The organism is Schleiferilactobacillus perolens DSM 12744 (genome assembly GCF_001435585.1).
Lineage (GTDB): Bacteria > Bacillota > Bacilli > Lactobacillales > Lactobacillaceae > Schleiferilactobacillus > Schleiferilactobacillus perolens.
On record NZ_AZEC01000004.1, the window covers coordinates 211,407 to 229,175 of the forward strand.

The 17,769-nt window shown below is 48.5% G+C and carries 18 protein-coding genes; all 18 read left to right on the forward strand.

What is annotated here, in order from left to right:
- The first annotated feature begins 72 nt into the window (after positions 1 to 72).
- The 18 genes from FD09_RS16670 to uvrB all read left to right on the forward strand — a co-directional run bounded on the left by FD09_RS16670 (position 73) and on the right by uvrB (position 17,769).
- Complete coding sequence (locus FD09_RS16670) at positions 73 to 255, forward strand: hypothetical protein (protein ID WP_157053703.1); 183 nt, start codon at positions 73 to 75, stop codon at positions 253 to 255.
- Positions 252 to 1,112, forward strand: a complete 861-nt coding sequence (locus FD09_RS06235; RefSeq protein WP_057819445.1) for a phosphate ABC transporter substrate-binding protein PstS family protein — start codon at positions 252 to 254, stop codon at positions 1,110 to 1,112. The genes FD09_RS16670 and FD09_RS06235 overlap by 4 nt, the downstream gene beginning before the upstream one ends.
- Positions 1,112 to 2,038: a phosphate ABC transporter permease subunit PstC gene (gene pstC, locus FD09_RS06240; protein WP_057819446.1), complete on the forward strand. Its 927-nt coding sequence runs from the start codon at positions 1,112 to 1,114 to the stop codon at positions 2,036 to 2,038. The genes FD09_RS06235 and pstC overlap by 1 nt, the downstream gene beginning before the upstream one ends.
- Positions 2,038 to 2,922 (forward strand): phosphate ABC transporter permease PstA, encoded by an 885-nt coding sequence (gene pstA / locus FD09_RS06245; RefSeq protein WP_057819448.1) that lies wholly within the window; start codon positions 2,038 to 2,040, stop codon positions 2,920 to 2,922. Before pstC ends, pstA begins: the two co-directional genes overlap by 1 nt.
- 12 nt (positions 2,923 to 2,934) lie before the next feature.
- Positions 2,935 to 3,744 carry a phosphate ABC transporter ATP-binding protein PstB gene (pstB, locus tag FD09_RS06250; protein ID WP_057819450.1) on the forward strand — a complete coding sequence of 270 codons (810 nt, stop codon included), beginning with the start codon at positions 2,935 to 2,937 and terminating at the stop codon, positions 3,742 to 3,744.
- 21 nt (positions 3,745 to 3,765) lie between these two features.
- Complete coding sequence (gene pstB / locus FD09_RS06255; protein WP_057819614.1) at positions 3,766 to 4,560, forward strand: phosphate ABC transporter ATP-binding protein PstB; 795 nt, start codon at positions 3,766 to 3,768, stop codon at positions 4,558 to 4,560.
- A 27-nt stretch (positions 4,561 to 4,587) separates the two neighbouring features.
- The gene (phoU, locus tag FD09_RS06260; protein ID WP_057819452.1) at positions 4,588 to 5,265 is read left to right on the forward strand and encodes a phosphate signaling complex protein PhoU; all 678 of its coding nucleotides are present in this window, start codon (positions 4,588 to 4,590) and stop codon (positions 5,263 to 5,265) included.
- 175 nt (positions 5,266 to 5,440) lie between these two features.
- Positions 5,441 to 6,910, forward strand: a complete 1,470-nt coding sequence (gene liaX / locus FD09_RS06265; RefSeq protein WP_057819454.1) for a daptomycin-sensing surface protein LiaX — start codon at positions 5,441 to 5,443, stop codon at positions 6,908 to 6,910.
- Positions 6,911 to 6,935: 25 nt separating this feature from the next.
- Positions 6,936 to 7,223 carry a PspC domain-containing protein gene (locus tag FD09_RS06270; protein WP_083487606.1) on the forward strand — a complete coding sequence of 96 codons (288 nt, stop codon included), beginning with the start codon at positions 6,936 to 6,938 and terminating at the stop codon, positions 7,221 to 7,223.
- Entirely contained in the window at positions 7,224 to 7,520 is a 297-nt protein-coding gene (locus tag FD09_RS06275) for a hypothetical protein (RefSeq protein ID WP_057819456.1), read from the forward strand.
- A 547-nt stretch (positions 7,521 to 8,067) separates the two neighbouring features.
- Positions 8,068 to 9,015, forward strand: coding sequence for an HPr(Ser) kinase/phosphatase (gene hprK / locus FD09_RS06280; RefSeq protein ID WP_057819458.1), 948 nt, complete (start codon positions 8,068 to 8,070; stop codon positions 9,013 to 9,015).
- A gap of 26 nt (positions 9,016 to 9,041) precedes the next feature.
- Positions 9,042 to 9,884: a prolipoprotein diacylglyceryl transferase gene (gene lgt / locus FD09_RS06285; RefSeq protein ID WP_057819460.1), complete on the forward strand. Its 843-nt coding sequence runs from the start codon at positions 9,042 to 9,044 to the stop codon at positions 9,882 to 9,884.
- Positions 9,874 to 10,905, forward strand: a complete 1,032-nt coding sequence (locus FD09_RS06290) for an NAD(P)H-dependent glycerol-3-phosphate dehydrogenase (protein ID WP_057819461.1) — start codon at positions 9,874 to 9,876, stop codon at positions 10,903 to 10,905. Before lgt ends, FD09_RS06290 begins: the two co-directional genes overlap by 11 nt.
- A 15-nt stretch (positions 10,906 to 10,920) precedes the next feature.
- Positions 10,921 to 11,778, forward strand: coding sequence for a sugar phosphate nucleotidyltransferase (locus FD09_RS06295; protein WP_057819463.1), 858 nt, complete (start codon positions 10,921 to 10,923; stop codon positions 11,776 to 11,778).
- Positions 11,779 to 11,852: 74 nt separating this feature from the next.
- Complete coding sequence (gene trxB / locus FD09_RS06300) at positions 11,853 to 12,809, forward strand: thioredoxin-disulfide reductase (RefSeq protein ID WP_057819464.1); 957 nt, start codon at positions 11,853 to 11,855, stop codon at positions 12,807 to 12,809.
- 192 nt (positions 12,810 to 13,001) lie between these two features.
- A complete protein-coding gene (locus FD09_RS06305; RefSeq protein WP_057819466.1) occupies positions 13,002 to 14,726 on the forward strand; it encodes a phospho-sugar mutase in 1,725 nt (574 codons plus the stop codon).
- 131 nt (positions 14,727 to 14,857) lie between these two features.
- Positions 14,858 to 15,511, forward strand: a complete 654-nt coding sequence (locus tag FD09_RS06310; protein ID WP_057819468.1) for a YfbR-like 5'-deoxynucleotidase — start codon at positions 14,858 to 14,860, stop codon at positions 15,509 to 15,511.
- A 254-nt stretch (positions 15,512 to 15,765) separates the two neighbouring features.
- Positions 15,766 to 17,769 carry an excinuclease ABC subunit UvrB gene (gene uvrB, locus FD09_RS06315; RefSeq protein WP_057819470.1) on the forward strand — a complete coding sequence of 668 codons (2,004 nt, stop codon included), beginning with the start codon at positions 15,766 to 15,768 and terminating at the stop codon, positions 17,767 to 17,769.

A 17,769-nucleotide genomic window follows, 5' to 3' on the forward strand; every position in this document is an offset into this window, starting at 1 on the left:
GATAAGAAGCCCGAGATGGATTGACTCTGAGTGATCAGATCAACCCACGCGGACTTTTTTGATTGGTGAGCAGTGCAATGGACAAAGATTGCTGAAAGATGCTACCGTTTGGTTGGTGAGGGGAGGAAAAAAGGTATGAAAACTAAATATTGTCACGCTTCTTTACAAGAAATTTACAAAGCCCAGGTCAAATTATTACATGACGCCAGTATTATTAATATGAGACTTATTGGTGAATTGAGGAATGCCCAGTGAAACATAATAAATTCTGGCTGCTATTATTGGCCGGCTTGTTTTTCTTAACGGGTTGCAAACAACAAGGGGCGGCTATTACAGCAGTCGGTTCGTCTGCGCTGCAACCGTTGGTGGAAGCAGCTGGCGAGCGATACAGCAAAGACCATGCAGGCGAGTTCGTTAATGTGCAGGGCGGCGGCTCCGGAACTGGCTTGAGTCAGATCCAAAGCGGCGCTGTTGATATCGGCAACTCCGATCTCTATGCAGAGGAAAAAAGCGGAATTGATGCCAAGAAGTTAGTTGATCATCGGGTGGCGGTTGTGGGAGTGACCCCCATCGTAAACAAAGATATTCCGATCAAAAACTTGACGATGGTCCAGCTCCGCGGGATTTTTTCTGGTCGTTACACAAATTGGCGGCAACTCGGCGGTCCCGATGTGCCCATCGTGATTGTGAACCGGGCCAGCGGTTCTGGTACCCGGGTTACTTTCGAACGGTGGGTCATGGCGAAGACGCCGACCAAATCAGCACAGGAGCAAGACTCCACCGGGATGGTCCGGCAAATCGTATCATCTACTCCGGGAGCGATTAGCTATGTGGCTTTTCCCTATGTGGATAAGACAGTGAAAACCATCAGTGTGGATGGCGTGGCTCCGACAGACGCGAATGTGCAAACCAACAAGTGGGTCATTTGGTCCTATGAACATATGTATACCAAAGGTCCAGCGAAAGGCTTAGCAAAACGGTTTGTCGATTATGTGCTGAGCGATACAGTCCAGCAGGAGATTGTTAAGAAGCTGGGGTACATCGCAGTAAACGAAATGAAAGTCGAGCGTGATCTGGCCGGTCACGTCCGTGAGAGAGCGGGGCAGTCTTAATGGCAGAGGATAAAATTCGGGAGAGTTTACTGAAGGAATCGAAAGCATCGAAGCGAGAAAAGCACGGGAAAATATTGAGCTACTCGGCCATTATTTTGATCGTGGTCGTTGTGGTTTCTATATTCCTGTTTGTGGCGACGCGTGGTATCGCCACCTTTACGGTGAATAAGGGTAGTATCATTGATTTCTTTACGAAGAGTCAGTGGAATCCCGGAGCGACTGATAAGGGCGGTCATCCGTTGATTGGTGCGTTGCCGATGATCGTGGGTTCTTTCGCAGTGACGGTGTTATCCGCCATTGTCGCAACTCCGTTTGCCATCGCGGCGGCAATCTACATGGTGGAGATTTCTCCCCGGCGGGGATACAAGATTTTACAGCCCGTCATTGAGTTATTAGTGGGGATCCCGTCAGTCGTTTACGGCTTCGTCGGTTTATCCGTGGTCGTACCGTTTATCCGGAATCATTTCGGTGGTACCGGTTTTGGTATCTTAGCCGGTACGCTGGTGTTGTTCGTGATGATTTTACCCACGGCCACGTCAATGAGTGTCGATGCCCTTCGCGCAGTGCCCCGATATTATCGGGAAGCGTCCTTAGCATTGGGAGCAACACGCTGGCAGACCATTTATAAAGTGGTGCTGCGGGCGGCGGTACCGGGTATTATGACCGCCGTGATTTTTGGTATGTCCCGGGCGTTTGGTGAGGCCCTGGCCGTCCAAATGGTCATCGGGAATGCGACATTGTTGCCCCAGAATCTGGTATCTCCGGCGTCAACCTTGACCAGTATCCTGACCATGGGTATGGGTAATTCCGTTATGGGCAGTGTATCCAATAATGCGTTGTGGTCGTTGGCTTTACTCCTGTTACTAATGTCCTTGCTCTTCAATATCTTGGTTCACCGGATCAGTAAGAAAGGAGCCTTGCACTAATGAACGCCAAACGTGCCGATAAAATTGCCACAGCGGTGCTATATGTGATGTCGGGCATCATCGTGCTGATTTTGGCCCTGTTACTCTTTTATATTTTGTTCAATGGGGTCCCGCATATTAGCTGGCATTTCTTGACTGCCCCCGCCGAGAGCTTCCAAAAGGGTGGCGGTATCGGAGTGCAGCTCTTTAACTCCTTTTACTTGTTATTTCTTTCCATGTTAATTTCTACGCCGATTTCAATTTGGGCCGGGATTTACTTATCCGAGTATGCTAAGCCCAATCGCTTAACGAATATTGTGCGGACATCGATCGAAGTCTTATCATCCCTGCCCTCTGTCGTAGTTGGATTATTTGGCTTCCTGGTTTTCGCCGTACAAGCAGGCTTTGGTTTCTCTATTCTTTCTGGGGCGCTGGCATTGACGGTGTTCAACCTGCCGTTGTTGACCCGAAACGTTGAAGACTCATTGCGGTCGGTTGCCTTTACGCAACGTGAGGCGGGCCTGTCTCTGGGCTTATCCCGCTGGGAAACCGTCATTCATGTGGTTTTGCCAGAAGCTTTACCGGGTATTATCACTGGGATGATTCTATCCGCCGGCCGGGTATTCGGAGAAGCCGCCGCGTTGATTTATACCGCGGGACAAAGCGCTCCAGCATTGGATTTCACCAATTGGAATCCGTTCTATATTGCGTCACCGTTGAATCCGATGCGGCCCGCGGAAACATTGGCAGTACACATTTGGAAGATCAACTCGGAAGGGATCATTCCCGACGCTACGGCCGTATCGGCTGGCGCTTCAGCGGTGTTGATCATTGCCGTGCTGCTGTTCAATATCTTGGCCCGGTTGATCGGTAACAAAGTCTACAAACGGTCTACTGGTTTATAAAGGAGGGGCATAATGCAAAACTATTCATATGATGACACATATTTCTTGCCCCTGGATCCAAAGACCCATGAGATTGCGATCTCAACGGAAGATTTGAATGTCTATTACGGGGATAAGCAGGCGATTTTTGATGCGTCGCTGCCTTTTGAACGTTTTAAGATCACGGCCCTGATTGGGGCTTCTGGTTCCGGCAAATCGACGTATTTACGGTCGTTGAACCGGATGAATGATAACATTGCCAGTGCCAGAGTGACTGGCAAGATCATGTATCGAGATTTGGATATCAACGGTGACGGTATTGACACTTATGAGATGCGCAAGCACATCGGGATGGTGTTTCAGCGGCCCAACCCGTTTGCTAAGTCGATTTATGATAATATCACCTTCGCGCCTAAACGACACGGCTTGAAAGATAAAGCTAAGCTGGATGAACTGGTGGAAACCACGCTGAAAGAAGCAGCGTTATGGGATCAAGTCAAAGACGATCTGCATCAAAGTGCGCTCGCCCTTTCAGGTGGACAAGCTCAGCGCCTATGTATTGCTCGGTCGATTGCGATGAAGCCGGACATTCTGTTATTGGATGAACCGGCCAGTGCACTGGATCCCATTTCGACCTCAACCGTGGAAGAAACGCTGTTGCGGCTGCGGGATAACTACACCATCATTATCGTGACCCACAATATGCAGCAAGCGGCGCGGATCAGTGACTACACCGCGTTTTTCCATCTCGGCCACGTATTGGAATTTAATGAAACGAAAAAAATCTTCACCGCCCCGAAAATTAAGGCGACTGAGGATTATGTATCTGGACATTTTGGATGAGGTGAGCGTATGGCAATGGCAATGACAAAACCAACAGAGCAGGCAGCAGGGACAACAACCCAACCGCCGATCATTGATACCGAAGATGTACATTTGTTTTATGGCAGCAATGAAGCTTTGAAAGGTATTTCCATGTCTTTCAAGGAGAACGAAATCACGGCCTTGATCGGTCCCAGTGGCTGCGGTAAATCCACTTATCTGCGGACATTGAACCGAATGAACGATTTGATTCCGAATGTGACCATTAAAGGTAAAGTCGATTTGAAAGGTCAAGATATCTACGCTTCCAATATGGACACCGTCCGGTTGCGCAAAGAAGTCGGGATGGTGTTTCAGCAACCAAATCCGTTTCCGTTTTCAATTTATGACAACGTCACTTATGGTTTGCGGATTGCGGGCGTTAAAGACCGCGGCCGGTTAGATGAGGCGGTGGAAACAGCATTGCGTCAGGCTGCAATTTGGGATGAGTTGAAGGACAAATTGCATCAGAGTGCCATGGCACTTTCCGGGGGGCAGCAACAGCGGGTATGTATTGCTCGCGTATTAGCCGTGAAGCCCGATGTGATCTTGTTGGATGAACCAACTTCTGCGTTGGATCCCATTTCCAGCAGTCAGATCGAAAATATGCTCGTCGAGTTGAAAAAGAACTATACTATCATATTAGTGACTCACAACATGGCCCAAGCGTCGCGTATCTCTGATCGGACCGCTTTCTTCTTGCAAGGCCATCTGATTGAGTATAATGATACTAAGACGATCTTCTTGAATCCGCAGAAGAAAGAGACAGAAGATTATATCAGCGGCCGGTTTGGTTAGTAGGGAAAAAGGAAAGAGGTGGCAAGCGTGCGCCGTGTTTTTGAAGATGAACTAAACGATTTACATGTCCGTTTCTCCGAGATGGGGATGATGGTCAATGAGGCCATCTACAAGTCAGTGAAAGCGTTCATCAATCATGATAAGGAACTTGCCCGCGATGTGATCAGTCACGATCATTTGATCAATGAACGGGAAGTGGATTTAGAGAAGCGAAGTTTTGAACTGATTGCCTTGCAGCAACCGGTGACGACCGATCTACGGACGATTGTCACTGTCATGAAGGCGAGTTCAGATTTGGAACGGATGGGGGACCACGCCGTTTCCATTAGTAAGTCCACGATTCGGGTGAAGGGTACGACCCGGGTACCCAAGGTCGAACAAGACATCGCATCCATGGCTGCTTTGGTCAAGGAAATGGTAACTGAAGTGTTGGATGCCTATGTCAAGAGTGATGATAAAAGGGCTTTGAAGATTGCTCTGGAAGATCATGGTATCAATCATTATTCTGATTTGATCTATGAAACATGTTTGGAAACGATGCAAAAGGATCCAGCGACGATTCCAGGGAGTATGGACTATCTGTTCGTCAGCAGCTATCTGGAGCGGATCGGTGATTATGTTACGAACATTTGCGAGTGGATTGTTTACTTGCAAACAGGTAAAATCGTTGAATTGAATTCCAATGCCAAGGAAGACGATTTCTAAAGGGCGTTTCGGCGTCAAATTGTGTTGAAGAACGGGTCGGCGGTTGCCGGCCCGTTTTTTGTACCAAAGTAATGATGTAAATATCCACCTTTGGACCTATGCACGAAGCCAGGTTCCTTGGCATAATGAAAATGTAATCAAGTAAGCCATCACGTGGATATGGAGGGCATTTACAATGAATGAACGCGAACGCATTATGCAATTAGTCAAAGACGGTGTGATCAGTTCTGAAGAAGCACTGGTGTTGCTGGAAAATCTGGCAAAGTCAACTGGTGATCACGCTACTGAAAATAAAGAGAGTGCACCAGAAGAGGATACAGAGGCCACTGAACAGGCTGCACAAGAAAATGCTGAACAGGCTAAAGCCAGCGCCGAAAATGACGCTAAGCTGCAAGAGGCCCACAGCAAGTTGGCTGAGTTGGAACAGAAGCTGCAAGAAAAGCAGCGTCAAATTCGAGCCGCTGAAGAACAAATCACAGTGCTGGACACCTTAGAGGACTTGGAAGACTTGTCTGCTGCGAAGGCGGAAGAACGGTCCAAATTACAAGCCAACCTGGTGACGATGAAGGAAGATGTTGACGAGCTGCAAGAAGCAGTGGGCCAACAGAAACAAGTTGTGGAAAATTTACAAGCCGAAGCGTGGCAAGATACCAAGGAACAATTCAGCGGCGAAGATTGGGCCAATGACATGTCCCAAACATTCTCTGACTTAGGTCGGCGGATGGGCAGTCTGGGAACTCAAGTGGGTCGGGCTGTCCGGGATGCCGTGACGGGAGTTACTGACAACGTCGATTGGAAAGATGTTAAGATCAAGGTGCCCGGTGTGGTCAGTGCCACATTTGACCACGAATTCTTGTTTGATCACATTGATGCACCGGCTGTTGAGTTGCGGATCGCCAATGGGGATATCCACATTCAGCCGTCCATCAACGACAATGTGTCCATCCGGGGCAACTTCAAGATTTACGGGCACTTTGATGAACCGACCCCGCTGGCTGCATTAATGGCTCGCAGCCAAGTCGATGTGACTAACGAGCACATTGTCTTCGCTGTGCCTAACAAGCGAATCCGGGCCGATATTGATGTTTACCTGCCTAAACGGGTTTACGATCATACTTCTGTCAAGGTGTTGAACGGCAACTTGTCTGTTGACGGTTTTTCGGGCCAGGATTTCTACGCTAAATTAACCAATGGCGCCGGCACGTTCGAAAATGTGACGTTACAGTTGCTGAACGTAGAAGATATTAATGGTAGTATGACATATACCAGCGGCAAGGTAGAAGAATTAATTGCGCAGACCATGAATGGTACGCTCACCACGAAAGCACCGTTCCACAGTGCAGAATTGTCGACAGTGAATGGTACGATTCGAGTGACCGCACCCGATACCGATTTGCACAAGTTAGTGGCTAATTCTACCAGTGGGGCAATCAAGGTGTCTGTGCCTAAGGATTTGGGCCTGACTGGGAATGCTCAGAGTAAAGTCGGTGCCGTCCGTTCCCGCCTAAGCAATTTAAGCGAGCAGCCTGTGCGCGGGACAGTGGGCCAACGCTTAAACTTAAGCCGGTCCAGTGCGGCTGGCGATGTGGCTGAATTGGAACTGACTGCGGGCGCTGGAGCAATTATGTTGAAAGATAACGACTAAGGTTTGGATCGAAAGGGACGACATTATGAACGAGCGACAAAATAAACCGAAAAAATTAACGAAGTCACGGACAGACCGCAAAGTTGACGGTGTGATAGGCGGCGTCGCAGAATATTTCGGCTGGGACAGCACGCTGTTACGGGTTTTGTACATCATCTTACTCTTCCCAAGTTTTGGGTCGGCCTTGCTGTTGTACATTATCCTGGACATGGTGATGCCTAACCCGCCTCGCGAGGCTAGTCGTCCCAGCGAACCGAATGATGCGACTCAAAATTCTGGCAAATCGAATGATGACAATTGGAGTGACTTTTAAATGATTACTTTATTGGTACTTTTGATCCTCATTCCAGTCTTTCTGGTCGTGTTCTTTGCCCTGGGGATCGGATTAATCGCAATGGTATTTGGGCTGATCAAGTTCTTGTTCCCACTCATTGTGATTTATCTGCTTTATCGTTGGTTGGTCAAGCCGCAACGACCCAGCCGCCCCACGAACTTTGCGGGCACCCCATACGCTTCCAGCCGTCACCAACGACCACGCCGCGAAGTACATGAAGATGACCGTCCGCAAAACGACAAGACACACCAGGATGACAACTGGGATGATTTTTAACGAGTGACGATGAAGAGAGTTCCTGTCGAAGTTTGGCGGGGACTCTTTTTTGTTATGCGTGTTATCCACTCGCTTGGTATTGAAAGTCTTGATTTTCATGGAGACAGTGCGAATGCGGAGCAATCGGAGGCTGAAATAGGCTCAGCTGTGGGAACAGCTAGCTTCGCCTGCGGCTACGCACTAGCTGCGCGTCGCCACCCATTTCAGCCGTAGATTGCGCAGCTTTGGCACGGCTGGGCATACGGCGCACTCCGCGGAAACGGGCAGAGCGACCCAGGCCCCTCGCGCTAAGCCCGTCCTGGTCAAAATCCCCAAGACCGGGGGATTTATGCCTAGGCCGTTCTTAGCGGTCGGGGCCTAACCGGGTCGCTCTGCCCTCTAAACGGGTTTCGGCCACCAGGGATGTGTGATCTAAGGACCGTCATACAAAAATCCTAAGTGCGGGATTTTTATCCGACGGCCACTTAGCTCAACATCCCTAACCGGTGGCCTACACCCTCTGTAATTATGGTATGATTTACGATGTGTATAGAGTGGAGGTTTGATCATGGCAAACACAGTGTCCGTGGCCAAGTTAGTCCAAGAGGCCAATTTAACCGTGTTTTCTGGTAAAGAATTTCTAGCCAATAGAACCATCAGCGTGAGCGATATTTCTCGCCCGGGGCTCGAATTAACCGGATATTTTCGCTATTATCCCAGTAATCGGATCCAATTATTTGGTAAGACAGAAATTTCCTTTTCCAAGGGAATGACCGATGAAGAACTGTCCGTTGTCTTACGGCGGATGGCCCAACCAGACACGCCGGCATTCTTAGTCTCCCGAGGGTATCAACCACCCGCGGAAATGATCCAGGAAGGGAACCGCGCTAAGATTCCTGTCCTCGGATCAAAGTCGCCGACTTCTCGCTTGTCCAGTGTGGTGACCGAGTTTCTGGAAGAAGAATTAGCCGAGCGTCGGTCCATGCACGGTGTCCTGGTGGACATCTATGGTTTAGGGGTGCTCATCACTGGGGACTCTGGTGTCGGTAAGAGTGAAACTGCCCTAGATTTAATCAAACGTGGTCACCGGCTCATCGCGGATGACCGGGTCGATGTCTATCAGCGTGATGAAAAAACAATCGTGGGCGCTGCCCCGCAGATCTTGCGGCATTTGTTGGAAATTCGTGGGATTGGTATTATTGATGTCATGAACCTCTTTGGCGCCGGCGCAGTGCGCGATTCTGCCGAAGTTTCACTCATCGTGCATTTGGAAAACTGGTCACCAGATAAGAACTACGACCGTATCGGCACCAATGAACAATCGCAACAAATTTTTGATGTGCAAGTCCCTAAGATTACGATTCCTGTGAAAGTTGGCCGGAATTTGGCGATTATTATTGAATCGGCCGCAATGAATTTCCGGGCGCAATCCATGGGTTATGATGCCACCAAAGTTTTTGAACACAACTTGAATGCTTTGATCAAACAGAACTCTGATGAACCAGATGCTCAGTAAATTCCGAAAAGAAAGCAGATGAACCAATGTCTTTACTTGCTGCCTTGGATCCTGTCGCCTTGCGCTTGGGACCACTGCAAATCAAATGGTATGGCGTGTTAATTGCCACGGGTGTGGTGCTCGCCGTGATTCTCTCGATGCGGGAGGCAGATCGCCGTCAAATCTCGCCAGACGACATTGTCGATTTGCTCTTATGGATGTTGCCCATTGGCGTAATCGGGGCGCGTCTTTATTATGTGATCTTTCGCTGGTCGTATTATGCCAATAATTTCGGTGAAATTTTTGCCATTTGGCATGGCGGCTTAGCCATTTATGGTGGGATCATTGCGGGTCTGGCGGTGTTGCTGGTTTATTGCTATTATCGGATGCTGCCGACCTGGCTGGTATTGGATATTATCGCGCCCACTGTGCTGTTAGCGCAAGCCATTGGTCGGTGGGGCAATTTCATGAACCAGGAAGCGTTTGGCGCCACCACCACCCGTGCATTTTTAGAGGGCATCCATTTACCAAATTTTATTATTAATCAGATGTACATCAATGGCTTGTATCGGCAACCGGACTTTCTCTATGAGTCGACGTGGAGTTTTCTCGGTGTCATTTTGCTCCTCAGTCTGCGGCACCGGACGCATTTGTTTAAACAGGGTGAAGTGGCATTATCCTATATTGCCTGGTATTCCTTTGCTCGGTTTTGGATTGAGGGGACCCGGACGGACAGTCTGTATTTATTTGGACCGATTCGGGTTTCCCAGTTGCTTTCTGCCATTTTGTTTGTGGTCGCAGTGGGGTTAATTATCTACCGGCGACGGGCCAAGCCTAATAATCCCTGGTATCTTGATGGAAGTGGGTTGAAATATCCTTATGAACGTTAAACACCAGTTACGGATGACTGTCCTGGGTTCCGGCTCGTGGGGCAGTGTATTGGCAGATGTGTTGGCGCGCAATGGTCACGCCATTACGATTTATGGCCGTAACGCGCAAGAGATTGCCGAAATCAATCGCGATCATACCAACTCGCACTACATTCCCAACTTGCAGATGGATGAAAGTATTGTCGGGACCACCGATCTGCGCGAGGCTGTTCAGGGAGCGGCTGCGATCTTCTTCGTGATCCCTACGCAAGCCATTCGGCCGGTGGCAGAAAAAGTTGGTGCGCTCCTCAGCGAAACAGGCAATCGGCCGTTTCTCATTTCAGCAGCCAAAGGTCTGGAAGAGGGAACGTTGGACCGTATTTCCCAGATTCTAACCCAATCCATTCCCCAGCCAGTGCGTGGCGATGTGGTGATTCTGTCGGGTCCCAGTCATGCAGAAGATGTAGCGAAGCATGATATAACAACGCTGACTGCCGCATCGGAGAATGAAGATGCCGCCGCCTGGGTGCAATGGATCGTGATGAACGATTATATGCGGATTTATACCAGTACGGATGTCACCGGTGTGGAATTAGGTGGTGCGATTAAGAATGTCATCGCCATTGGTGCTGGAGCAATTCATGGTCTTGGCTATGGTGACAATACGAAGGCAGCGTTGATGACCCGCGGCTTGGCGGAAATGGCCCGGCTCGGTGTGCAATTCGGTGCCGATCCTTTGACATTCAGCGGGTTGTCCGGTTTAGGCGATTTAATCGTGACATGTACCAGTACGAATTCTCGAAACTGGCGGTGCGGCGATCGCTTGGGGCGCGGCGAACCGCTGGAACACATTTTGGCCACGATGGGGATGGTTGTAGAAGGTGTCCCCACTGCCCAGGCGGTGCATACCTTGAGCGCCCAGATGCATGTCGATATGCCCATTTGTGATACAATTTATCAAGTTTTGTATCGGGATCGGCCTTTACAAGAGAGCATCGATGCTTTGATGCAGCGGATTGCAAAACCAGAAATTGATTTTTAAGAAAGTAGGGTGTCCATGGTAAAAGCAGTGATTGCCGCTGGCGGGATTGGTGCATCATTATTACCAATGACAAAAGCGGTGGCCAAAGAGATTTTACCCATTGGCGGCCGCCCCGTAATTGATTATATTGTCCGAGAATTACACGCGGCCGGGGTGTCTGATATATTAATTGTATCCGGTAAGAGCAAACAGGCGATTGAGGACTATTTTGATTCAGCCCCTGAACTGGAAAGGGCCTTAAAAGTGAAGGGAGACACTGCCCAGTTACGTGACTTGGCAGGATCCACTGCAGTGAATCTGTACTTCATCCATCAAAAAGCCGCTTTAGGCATCGGCTCAGCACTGCAACTGGCTAGTGATTTCGTGGATGGTGAAGACTTTTACTTTGTGTTGTCTGATGACGTGCTGCCTGTGGAAGGGCATTTGCTGCAAGATTTGTGGCAGATCCATCAACAAACTGGCCGGCATGTACTGGCGTCTGTGCCTATTCCAGTGACCGAGAGCCAGTATTATGGCGTGATTGATTGGCAAGCAGATACACAGGCAATTAATCACGTGCGGCCAATTGCCCAGATTCATGAGAAGCAGCCCATAGCGAATGGTACGCAGCAGGACGCTGTATTAGGTCGGTATGTCTTTTCTGCGGATATTTTTGAGCAACTCAATCAACTGCCAGTGTCCGAGAACCAATTTGCGGCAGCATTGAATGCACTGGCAGCGCAAGATTGTCTGAGCGGACTGGCCTATACTGGCGCCCATCAAAATATTGATGGACATTTGGGCCTGCTCAAGGCTAATATTGCTTTAGCCTTGAAAGATCCAGATACGGCCGAACCGTTGCGGGCATATTTACGCCAACGCATGGCTGACTAAACAACCGGCTAGACTTTTATGGGTTAATCAGGTATATTGAATGTTGTACTAACTTTTAGTAAGGAGTGTTGTCCATGGCCAAAGAATATGATGTCGTCGTGATCGGTGCAGGTCCTGGTGGGATGACTGCCGCTTTGTACGCTGCTCGTTCTAATCTGCGGGTTGTGATGTTGGACCGCGGGATTTACGGGGGCCAAATGAACAACACGGCGTCAATTGAGAACTACCCTGGGTTTACCAGTGTGCTGGGGCCTGAGTTGGGTGAGAAGATGTACGCTACTGCGACCAACGCCGGGGTGGAATATGCCTATGGTGAAGTCGCCAGCATTGAAGATGAAGGCGATACGAAACTCATTCACACCGATGAAGACGATTATCGGGCCAAGGCAGTTGTACTGGCTACAGGGGCAGAACATCGCAAAGTGGGTGTTCCTGGTGAGGAAGAATACTCTGGCCGGGGCGTATCGTACTGTGCGGTCTGTGATGGTGCTTTCTTCAAGGGTCAACCGTTAGCCGTGATTGGCGGTGGCGACTCTGCTGTTGAAGAAGGCCTCTACTTGGCTCAGTTATCGCCCGATGTTTTTGTCATGCATCGTCGGGATCAATTGCGTGCGCAGCAAGTATTGCAACACCGCGCATTTGCCAATGATCATATGCATTTTGTATGGAACACGCAGTTACAATCCATCGACGGTGATGGCAAAAAAGTGACTGGTGTGACTTACAAAGATAAGGTGACTGGGGAAGAGAAGCATATTCCTGTGGGCGGCGTGTTTATCTATGTCGGCGTCAAGCCAATGACAGATTCATTCAAGAATTTACCCATTCTGGATGACCATGGTTGGATCCTCACAGACGATCATATGCGGACAAAAGTACCTGGTGTCTTTGCAGTGGGTGATGCCCGGGCTAAAGATTTACGGCAAATCACAACCGCAGTCGGTGAAGGCGGCATTGCTGGTCAACAGGTTTTCCATTATATTCAGGAATTGGGAGACAAGACGGCTGCTGTTCAACAAAACGCTCAATAATTAATTAGGTTTTAGTCAGTGAAGTTTGATTCACTGGCTTTTTTTATTTCCCGGGAAATAAAATTAAGCTCGATTACCACTGTTTTCAAAATTACAGGGCCTTTTGCATTACCTAAGTTACAGAACCATGTATAATAAAAGCGTAAACAAAAATATATTTTGCACAAGGCTGAATAAAGGAGGCCGTTCGTGATGAGCTGGCAAGATAATTATGAACAATGGCAAAAGGCTGATCTAACTCCGGATATTGCGGAGGAATTGGCGCAAATGGCTGGACATACCGACGATTTAGAGGATGCATTTACTGCCCCGATGGAGTTTGGTACAGCAGGAATGCGCGGAGTCATGGGTCCTGGTATCAATCGGATGAACATTTATACGGTGCGACAAGCTACTGAGGGGTTGGCGCGCTTCATGGATAAATTACCCGCCGAGAAGAAGCAGCAGGGTGTCGCGATCAGTTTCGATTCCCGTTATCATTCCCAAGAGTTTGCTCACGAGTCTGCGCGCGTTCTCGGTGCGCACAACATTCCTTCATACGTTTTTGATTCTTTACGCCCGACACCAGAACTGTCGTTTTCAATTCGCCACTTACACACTTATGCTGGGATTATGATCACGGCCAGTCACAACCCGAAACAATACAATGGGTATAAGATTTATGGCCCAGATGGTGGTCAAATGCCACCGGAAGAAGCCGATACGATTACTAAGTACATTCGCGAAGTGACTGACTTATTCCACATTCCGGTCATTCAAGAAACTAAATTGCGGGAAGAAAAGGTTATGCATCTCATTGGTGAAGATGTGGATGAGGCCTATCTGGACGCCCTGAAGTCAGTCACCATTAATCCTGATTTGATTGCCAGTGACGGCAAAGACATGAAGTTAATTTACAGCCCATTGCACGGGACAGGTAAAGTATTGGCCCAACGCGTATTGCAAGGTGCTGGTTTCCAGGCAGTGCGGATCGTGCCGAAACAGGCAATTTTGGATCCAGAATTCCCGACTACACCATTCCCGAACCCTGAATTTCCGCAGACGTTTGATTTAGCTATTAAATTGGGTAAAGAGGAACATGCGGATGTCTTAATCGCTACAGACCCCGATGCGGATCGTTTAGGCACCGCGGTGCGCCTGCCCAATGGTGAATATCAACTGTTAACGGGTAACCAGATCGCCAGCATCATGCTGCACTATATTTTGACTGCCCGGAAGAACGCTGGTACGTTACCGAAGAATGGGGCTGTTGTGAAGTCCTTTGTTTCCACAGAGCTGGCAACGAAGATTGCCGAAAGCTTCGGCATGACGATGATCAATGTGGAGACTGGTTTCAAGTTTATTGCCGAACAGATTGAACACTTTGAGGAAACCCATGAACATGAATTCTTGTTTGGCTTCGAAGAGAGTTACGGCTATTTGATCAAACCGTTTGTTCGCGACAAGGATGCCATGCAGGCCACTTTGCTGCTGGCTGAAGTCGCTGCATTCTATCGGCACCAAGGTAAGACATTGTATGATGGCCTGCAGGATCTGTACAAGGAATATGGTTACTTTGCCGAGAAGACAGTTTCTCAAGACTTCCCAGGAATCAAGGGTGGAGAAGAAATGAGTGCCTTGATGACCAAATTCCGTGAAGAAGAACCCGCAGAATTTGCCAATGTGAAAGTCACCCGGACTGAGGACTATTTGACCGGGATTGCCAAATTGGCGGATGGTAGTCAAGAAAAACTCACGCTACCTAAGTCCAACGTATTGAAGTTCATCTTGGCTGATGGTACTTGGATCGCCATTCGTCCTTCCGGCACCGAACCCAAGATCAAATACTACGTCGGTACCCAAGCTGATTCCCAAGACGCCGCCCACAAGCGGTTAGATGAATTTGAAAAAGCACTAGATGCTTTTGCGAAGGAATAAACTATCCGGAGTAGGGACTAGGACAAAATTTGATCCTAGTCCCTTTTTCTAATGTCAGAGCGCCTTGCTACTGCTTCCTTAGAGTGGTAAGCTATCAACAATTTAACTAAGTCTATGAAGGAGTGGTCAGCATGGGTCTGCATCAGTACATCACGGGTTTGACGAATTTGGAATGGTTGGATCGGGCACCGGGTTTCTTCAAGTATCAACAACATTCGGTGGCGGCCCATTCATTCAAAGTTGCTGCCATTGCCCAGATGCTGGGCGACATTGAGGAACTACACGGCAACAAGATCGATTGGAAAATGCTCTATGAAAAATCGTTAAACCATGATTATACTGAACGGTTCATCGGTGACATCAAGACACCTGTCAAATATGCCACCAAGGAATTACGGCACATGCTGGCCCGTGTGGAGACGCACATGACGGAGAATTTTATCCAGAATGAAATTCCTAGCGAGTTGCAAAATATTTATCGGCGGCGGTTAGGAGAAGGCAAAGATGATTCACTTGAAGGCAAGATTCTTTCCGTCGCTGATAAGGTGGACTTGCTCTATGAGTCATTTGGGGAAATCCAAAAGGGCAATCCAGAAACTGTTTATAGTGACATTTTCCGAGAAAGCTTAACGACCATTGTCGCGTTCAAAGAAATGCCTTCTGTGCAATATTTCTTGACCAATGTCTTACCTGATTTGCTGAATGAAGATTTCACTGATCGAGACAAGTTGGCTAAAATCACCAAAGAAATCATGCCTGAATATCACTTTGCCAAGGAACAATAATTTGTTTTTGTAAACTGTCTGGATGACCATCTCAATGGGGGATTGGTTGCCCAGACAGTTTTTACTTGTGAGCAACCATCTGGCGAAAGTATGTTCGTCGTGGTACAATACGGCTAGTGAATTATCAGGTGGTGCGGCTAAGGTTTGCCAACCTGCCTCGTATATTAATCGTTTTTAGCGCAGAAGCTCTCGCCAGCTTGTGCGTTTCATTTTCTCATTTTGTGCAATAGCGTAATTGTGGAGGAGGAATTTTTTTGATCACTCGCCAAGCAGATCGTCCCTTTCAATTAGTCTCAAAGTATCAGCCCGCCGGCGACCAAGGCGCGGCCATTAGTCGAATTACAAAAGATTTTAACAAAGGCGAAAAGCAGGTGGTTCTGGAAGGGGCTACCGGGACCGGTAAAACCTTCACCATGGCTAACGTCATTGCCAATCTCAACAAGCCGACGTTGGTCATTTCACATAACAAGACGCTGGCCGGTCAACTCTACGGAGAATTCAAAGAGTTCTTCCCTCATAATGCAGTGGAATATTTCGTCAGTTATTATGATTATTACCAACCTGAGGCGTATGTGCCCTCCAGCGACACATACATCGAGAAGGATGCCAGCATCAATGATGAAATTGATAAACTGCGTCATTCAGCCACCAGTGCTTTATTGGAACGAAACGACGTGATCGTGGTAGCCAGCGTCTCCTGTATCTTTGGCTTAGGCGACCCGGTGGAATATGCGAAAAGCGTAATTTCATTACGAGCTGGTATGGAAATCGATCGGAATACGCTCCTGCGAGAATTAGTCGGTATCCAGTTTGAACGAAATGATATTGATTTCCAACGGGGCCGTTTCCGGGTCCGGGGAGATGTTGTGGAGATTTTCCCGGCTTCCCAGGACGAGAATGCGATTCGGGTCGAATTTTTTGGTGATGAAATTGACCGAATTGTCGAAGTCGATGCATTGACGGGTGAAATAATTGGTGAACGAGACCAAGTATCCATCTTCCCGGCGACCCACTTCATGACCAATGATGAGCAAATGGAAGGTGCCATCAAACGGATTCAAGATGAACTGAAGGATCGTCTGAAGTGGTTCCGGGACAATGGTAAATTACTCGAGGCTCAACGGTTGGAACAACGGACCAATTACGACATTGATATGATGCGCGAAATGGGCTATACCAACGGAATCGAAAACTACTCTGCGCCGCTAGAAGGGCGCGCCCCTGGCGTTCCGCCACACACACTGATTGATTTCTTCCCGAAGGATTTCAATATTATGATTGATGAATCCCATGTCACGATGCCGCAAATTCGGGGCATGTACAATGGGGATCGGGCGCGGAAACAAATGTTAGTGGACTATGGCTTCCGTCTGCCTTCTGCGCGGGATAATCGGCCGTTGAAATTGAATGAATTTGAAGAACACGTCAAACGCATCCTCTACGTCTCAGCCACTCCTGGCCCTTATGAAGTCGACCGGTCCGAGGATCATGTGCCGCAAATTATTCGGCCGACGGGACTTTTGGATCCAGTCATCGAAGTGCGGCCGATCATGGGCCAAATTGATGACTTGGTTGGTGAGATCAACAAACGAGTGGAGAAGCACGAGCGGGTCTTTGTCACGACCATGACCAAGAAGATGGCCGAGGATTTGACCGATTATCTGAAAGAAATGGGTCTGAAAGTTCGTTATCTGCACTCGGATATCAAAACTTTGGAACGGACGCAAATCATCCGCGACTTGCGACTAGGCGTTTTTGATGTCTTAATTGGGATCAATTTGTTGCGAGAAGGAATTGATGTCCCAGAAGTGTCCCTGATTGCTATTTTGGATGCTGATAAAGAGGGATTCTTACGGTCTGAACAATCCTTGACCCAGATCATCGGCCGAGCATCGCGTAATGTCCATGGTAAAGTAATTATGTATGCAGACTCTGTGACTGATTCGATGAAGGGCGCGATTGATAAAACCCGGCATCGACGGGAAGTACAGGAAGCCTTCAATGAGGAACATCATGTCACTCCAACCACGATTGTGAAGCCAATTCGGGACGCCATCTCGGTGGTCAAGTCTGTCGATGTGGCGGATGAAGAGACCAAGACCAGCGACATTGATCTGAGCAACATGACGAAGAAAGAGCGGACTGAACTGATCAAGAACCTCACAGAACAAATGCAGGCGGCAGCGAAGAAGTTAGACTTTGAGTCAGCAGCCACCTTACGGGATACAATTCTAGAATTGAAAGCAGAAGTGGATTAA

Bases quoted from the DNA above. Each gene is read 5' to 3' on its own strand.
- FD09_RS06275 (WP_057819456.1), top strand. From the start codon at position 7,224: ATGATTACTTTATTGGTACTTTTGATCCTCATTCCAGTCTTTCTGGTC.
- FD09_RS06310 (WP_057819468.1), top strand. From the start codon at position 14,858: ATGGGTCTGCATCAGTACATCACGGGTTTGACGAATTTGGAATGGTTG.
- lgt (WP_057819460.1), top strand. From the start codon at position 9,042: ATGTCTTTACTTGCTGCCTTGGATCCTGTCGCCTTGCGCTTGGGACCA.
- hprK (WP_057819458.1), top strand. From the start codon at position 8,068: ATGGCAAACACAGTGTCCGTGGCCAAGTTAGTCCAAGAGGCCAATTTA.
- pstA (WP_057819448.1), top strand. From the start codon at position 2,038: ATGAACGCCAAACGTGCCGATAAAATTGCCACAGCGGTGCTATATGTG.
- pstC (WP_057819446.1), top strand. From the start codon at position 1,112: ATGGCAGAGGATAAAATTCGGGAGAGTTTACTGAAGGAATCGAAAGCA.
- trxB (WP_057819464.1), top strand. From the start codon at position 11,853: ATGGCCAAAGAATATGATGTCGTCGTGATCGGTGCAGGTCCTGGTGGG.
- FD09_RS06305 (WP_057819466.1), top strand. From the start codon at position 13,002: ATGAGCTGGCAAGATAATTATGAACAATGGCAAAAGGCTGATCTAACT.
- FD09_RS06295 (WP_057819463.1), top strand. From the start codon at position 10,921: ATGGTAAAAGCAGTGATTGCCGCTGGCGGGATTGGTGCATCATTATTA.
- liaX (WP_057819454.1), top strand. From the start codon at position 5,441: ATGAATGAACGCGAACGCATTATGCAATTAGTCAAAGACGGTGTGATC.
- pstB (WP_057819614.1), top strand. From the start codon at position 3,766: ATGACAAAACCAACAGAGCAGGCAGCAGGGACAACAACCCAACCGCCG.
- FD09_RS06270 (WP_083487606.1), top strand. From the start codon at position 6,936: ATGAACGAGCGACAAAATAAACCGAAAAAATTAACGAAGTCACGGACA.
- pstB (WP_057819450.1), top strand. From the start codon at position 2,935: ATGCAAAACTATTCATATGATGACACATATTTCTTGCCCCTGGATCCA.
- FD09_RS06290 (WP_057819461.1), top strand. From the start codon at position 9,874: ATGAACGTTAAACACCAGTTACGGATGACTGTCCTGGGTTCCGGCTCG.